Source organism: Shewanella sp. 11B5 (assembly GCF_002836795.1).
In the GTDB taxonomy this organism is placed as follows: Bacteria; Pseudomonadota; Gammaproteobacteria; order Enterobacterales; family Shewanellaceae; genus Shewanella; species Shewanella frigidimarina.
This window is the reverse complement of sequence record NZ_PJAP01000593.1, coordinates 1-3,969: the sequence shown is the minus strand read 5'-3', so window position 1 is coordinate 3,969 and position 3,969 is coordinate 1. Positions and strand designations below refer to the sequence as shown.

General features: G+C 42.0%; 3 protein-coding genes and 1 pseudogene. 3 read left to right on the top strand and 1 reads right to left on the bottom strand.

Going from position 1 to position 3,969, the window contains the following annotated elements:
• A pseudogene (locus CXF78_RS13785) lies at window positions 1–485 on the top strand (gamma-glutamyl-phosphate reductase); the annotation flags it as partial.
• Between the two features lie 37 nt (window positions 486–522).
• The gene (gene proC, locus CXF78_RS13780; RefSeq protein WP_102037121.1) at window positions 523–1,401 is read left to right on the top strand and encodes a pyrroline-5-carboxylate reductase; all 879 of its coding nucleotides are present in this window, start codon (window positions 523–525) and stop codon (window positions 1,399–1,401) included.
• Between the two features lie 91 nt (window positions 1,402–1,492).
• Here the strand turns inward: proC and CXF78_RS13775 are convergent, their stop codons facing one another.
• The gene (locus CXF78_RS13775; RefSeq protein ID WP_180957143.1) at window positions 1,493–2,026 is read right to left on the bottom strand and encodes an NUDIX hydrolase; all 534 of its coding nucleotides are present in this window, start codon (window positions 2,024–2,026) and stop codon (window positions 1,493–1,495) included.
• 670 nt (window positions 2,027–2,696) lie between these two features.
• Between CXF78_RS13775 and CXF78_RS13770 the strand changes: the two genes are divergently transcribed.
• Complete coding sequence (locus tag CXF78_RS13770) at window positions 2,697–3,890, top strand: GGDEF domain-containing protein (protein WP_243638343.1); 1,194 nt, start codon at window positions 2,697–2,699, stop codon at window positions 3,888–3,890.
• Window positions 3,891–3,969: the final 79 nt, after the last annotated feature.

Genomic DNA, 3,969 nt, shown 5'->3' with positions numbered 1-3,969 from the left:
GTAATGCTCTAGAGGGATTACTGGTACATCAAGATGTAGCAGCAGAATTTTTACCTAAAGTGGCAGCCCAACTTGCTGCACATAAAGTGCGTATTAATGTCAGCAAAAATGCCCAGCAATACTTTGAGCATGCTAACGTTATTAGCGATGATGATTTCGGCCAAGAATATTTGGATTTAGAAATAGCCATTCGCCAAGTCACTGATTTTGACCATGCGATCAATCATATTCGCCGCTTTGGTAGCCATCATACTGAAGTGATTTGTACCCAAAATGAATTAACGGCTACGCGTTTTCAACGTACCGTGGATGCCTCGGTAGTAATGGTTAATGCATCGTCTCGTTTTTCTGATGGTAGCGAGCTCGGTTTAGGTGCTGAAATTGGTATTGCCACGAGCAAATTACATGCCTACGGACCTATGGGCCTTGAGTCACTTACCACTGAGAAATACTTAGTCAGCGGTGTAGGTCAAGTTCGCGCATAATTAAACAGGTACCACAATTCAAAGGCCAAGCGAAAGCGTGGCCTTTTCTTTTTTAGCGACATTTTCGGAGGTTGTCATCTCTCAACATGAATCATTAGATCCCAATACCTGTATCGCCTTTATCGGTGGTGGCAACATGGCAAGAGCCATAATCAGCGGCCTACTTAAACAAGGTCATAACAGTGCCAATATTCTAGTGTGCGCCCCCAGCCAAACCACCCGACACGACTTGATCGATAAATTCAATGTTAAAGTACATCAAGACAACACCGCTGCCGTTGCGTTTGCTGATGTCATCATTGTTGCCGTTAAGCCTTTTGTAGTACCTGTAGTGTGTGAGCAGTTGAGTGAAGTTATGCAGTACGATAACCGTAAACTCGTTATCTCGATTGCCGCGGGTGTCAAACATGCAACACTCCGCCAAAAACTGCATTTTTCGCCTAAAGTCATTTGCGCCATGCCAAACTTACCGACCGCCATTGGTGAAGGATTAACAGGTTTATATGCAGGCCCAGACACTCACGCTAATGACATTGCGCTAGCAGAAAGACTCATGCGCGCTGTAGGTGAAACCGTATGGTTAAAAGAAGAAAGCCAAATGTCGACCATCGTGGCGGCTGCGGGTAGCTCACCGGCGTATTTATTCTTATTTTTAGAAGCCATGGAAAAAGCTGCAATTGAACAAGGATTGCCGCCAGAAATAGCCGCTAAAGCTGTGCTGCAGAGTGCCATGGGAGCTATATCAATGGCGATGAACAGTCAGCATAATTTGGCAAGTTTACGTCACCAGGTGACCTCACCTAAAGGCACGACGGAACAGGCAATATTGGCATTTCAGGATGGTGATCTTGATGAGCTAGTTGCCAGCGCAATGGCGTGCGCAACGACAAGAGCCAAAGAATTGTCTATAGGCTAACGGAGCTGTGAGCCTGAGTTGATGCTAATAACATCAGCCTGACAATACAACATAGCCATATGCTACTTTGCTAAGCCACAATGGCTTAAGGCTAGCTCAGTAACTCTTGTTTAATCAATTTCAGCAAAAAGGTTTCTCGTTCAATCGATAAGCCTTTTTTGCTGCTGTTGGCGATAGTGTCAAGGTTATGCCCAATAGCCTCATCGATATCAATCCATACTGGTATCATGCCGTTATTAATTTCGTGAGCTTCAAATTGGGTTTCCCCCAGCTGGCTGTCAACATCACAAGTGAAACAATAAGACAGCATATTAACCGATGTATAACCATCTCGTTGCCAAGGGCGATATTCTTCATATAAGCCGAATGGATTAATATTGCGAATTTGTTGAGCGCCAGTTTCTTCTTGTAACTCACGGATCAGCCCTTGCTCTATCTCCTCACCTACATCAACGCCACCACCAGGCAATGAATAGTCATGATAACGTTGGGTGTAAAGCATTAATATTTGATTATTACGCATCACAATGGCACGAGCAGCAAGCCGCGTTAGCATCGTTTGGTGATTTGCGGCAACAAAATCTGCTGGGGTGTCGGAATGATAACGAGTGGTTAAGTGGCGCATTATGGAAGGGCTCATCGCAATAAAAAGCGCATGATACGTTGCCAAACTATATGCTTCAAGTTTGGCGTATAAGTTAAAATCACTTGTAGGGCGGCATATCAGTGCTTGTAATGACAACTTGAGTGCAAATAATAACAATCAATTATGAAGCTGATTATTCACAACAAGCGACTTTGGTACTCTTACCTCAATACTTATAGCGCAAAACGTCTAATTCAATACTGCTAGCTCAATGCTTCTAGTCAAATACTCTTTGCTAGGTACTTTCAGTTAAATAACCAAAGTTTGAAAACCACAGTTTAAAAGCCACTGTTAAATACCCATTTGACAAAATTTGGCATTGCACGTAGCAACACTTGGTCGCTCATCGATCCGGTGCAGGGTTTAGCATGTTAACTCAAGACAACCAAAAGATAGATAACCTAAAAAGTCCATTCGGCAACACTGATTATCATACCATGGGCGCCTGTTTTGACATTCTTAAGCTAATTGAAACAAAACTATAAATAATAATCTTCCTGTCATACCTATACCTTAAAATAACCGTCTAAATAGACGGTTATTTTTTAATATTTTACCTATGCTGAAGTATCACTTTTCAAGGATTGAATGATACGGTGATCAAGTTACAAAGATTAACGTTCACTTAATGTCACTTCGGAAAATGCTTATGATTAAATATTGGTACAAACAATTCTCTCAGTATCCGCCTGATCACCCTGATTATTGGCGTATCCGTTTAATCGAGCATTCGTTACTCATTACCACGAGTTACTTTCTCATTCTGACTCTGATCAACTTGTTCTATTTTGAAGGTTATCAATATGCCTTACTCGACGGTTCAGGCTTAGTTATTTCATTGGGCATTTACTATCGATTTCGCAGTACGGGACATGTAAAGATAACCGCATGGGCTGTTACTCTCATGGTAGCCAGTTTGATTATGTTATTTGTGATATCGACCAAGGGATATTCTCATTCACTGTTTTGGGCGACGCTTATTCCGCCTTTTTCATTTTTTCTTATCGGACGAACCTGGGGCACATTTATTTCATGTATCTGCTTTAGTGTGTGTGCTTTTCTCGTTTACCTGCAAACGCAGAATCCTCAACCTGTGACGTTTAGCAAAGGTTCATTATTCAACGTTATTGAAGTGTGTATTGCGCAAATTTTACTGTTTAGGTTTTACGAAAAAACCCGCTTTTCCGCTTATAAAAAACTGGCATTACGTAATTTAGAAATTCAAAAAATGGCTGAAACCGATAAACTCACCGGACTATATAACCGTGAAAAACTCGATTTCGCGCTTGATACACTGCTGACCACACCAGCAGCTAATACCTCTATGACAACAGAGACTACTAACGCGATAAAACAAACAGACGAAGCACCGATTATTTACCAGCCTTATGCCGATGACCATCCACTGACAAACCATCAAACCACTCAAGATTTACTCAGTAAACAAGCCGTCACTCAATACCCTATTTCTGTGGCGATTATCGACATCGATCATTTTAAGCAAATTAATGATAATCACGGCCATTTAATCGGAGACAAAGTGCTATGCCAACTCGCGCAGTTATTGCAAAACCAAATGCGTAACGACGACTTATTAGCACGCTGGGGCGGCGAAGAATTTGTGGTGGTGTTACCCAACACGACATTAGCTGATGCGATTGAGTTAACCGAAAGGTTAAGGCTATATATTGCCATGCAAAATATTAAAGGAATGGAGCTAACAATCAGCTTAGGTGTAGCTCAGTACAGGCTAGAAGATTCAGCCCACAGCTTACTTGACCGCGCAGACAAAGCCTTATATTCGGCAAAGTCTGGCGGGCGAAACTGTGTAGCAGCAGCTTGATCGGATAAACATTAATTAACAGAATATTGAAGCTTACTCTTGTAAGCGGCTCGTTGGCGTAGCCACAATATAATTTTTA

Excerpts from the sequence above, each read along its gene's own strand:
- CXF78_RS13770 (WP_243638343.1), top strand. The coding sequence starts at position 2,697 with ATGATTAAATATTGGTACAAACAATTCTCTCAGTATCCGCCTGATCAC.
- CXF78_RS13775 (WP_180957143.1), bottom strand. The coding sequence starts at position 2,026 with ATGCGCCACTTAACCACTCGTTATCATTCCGACACCCCAGCAGATTTT.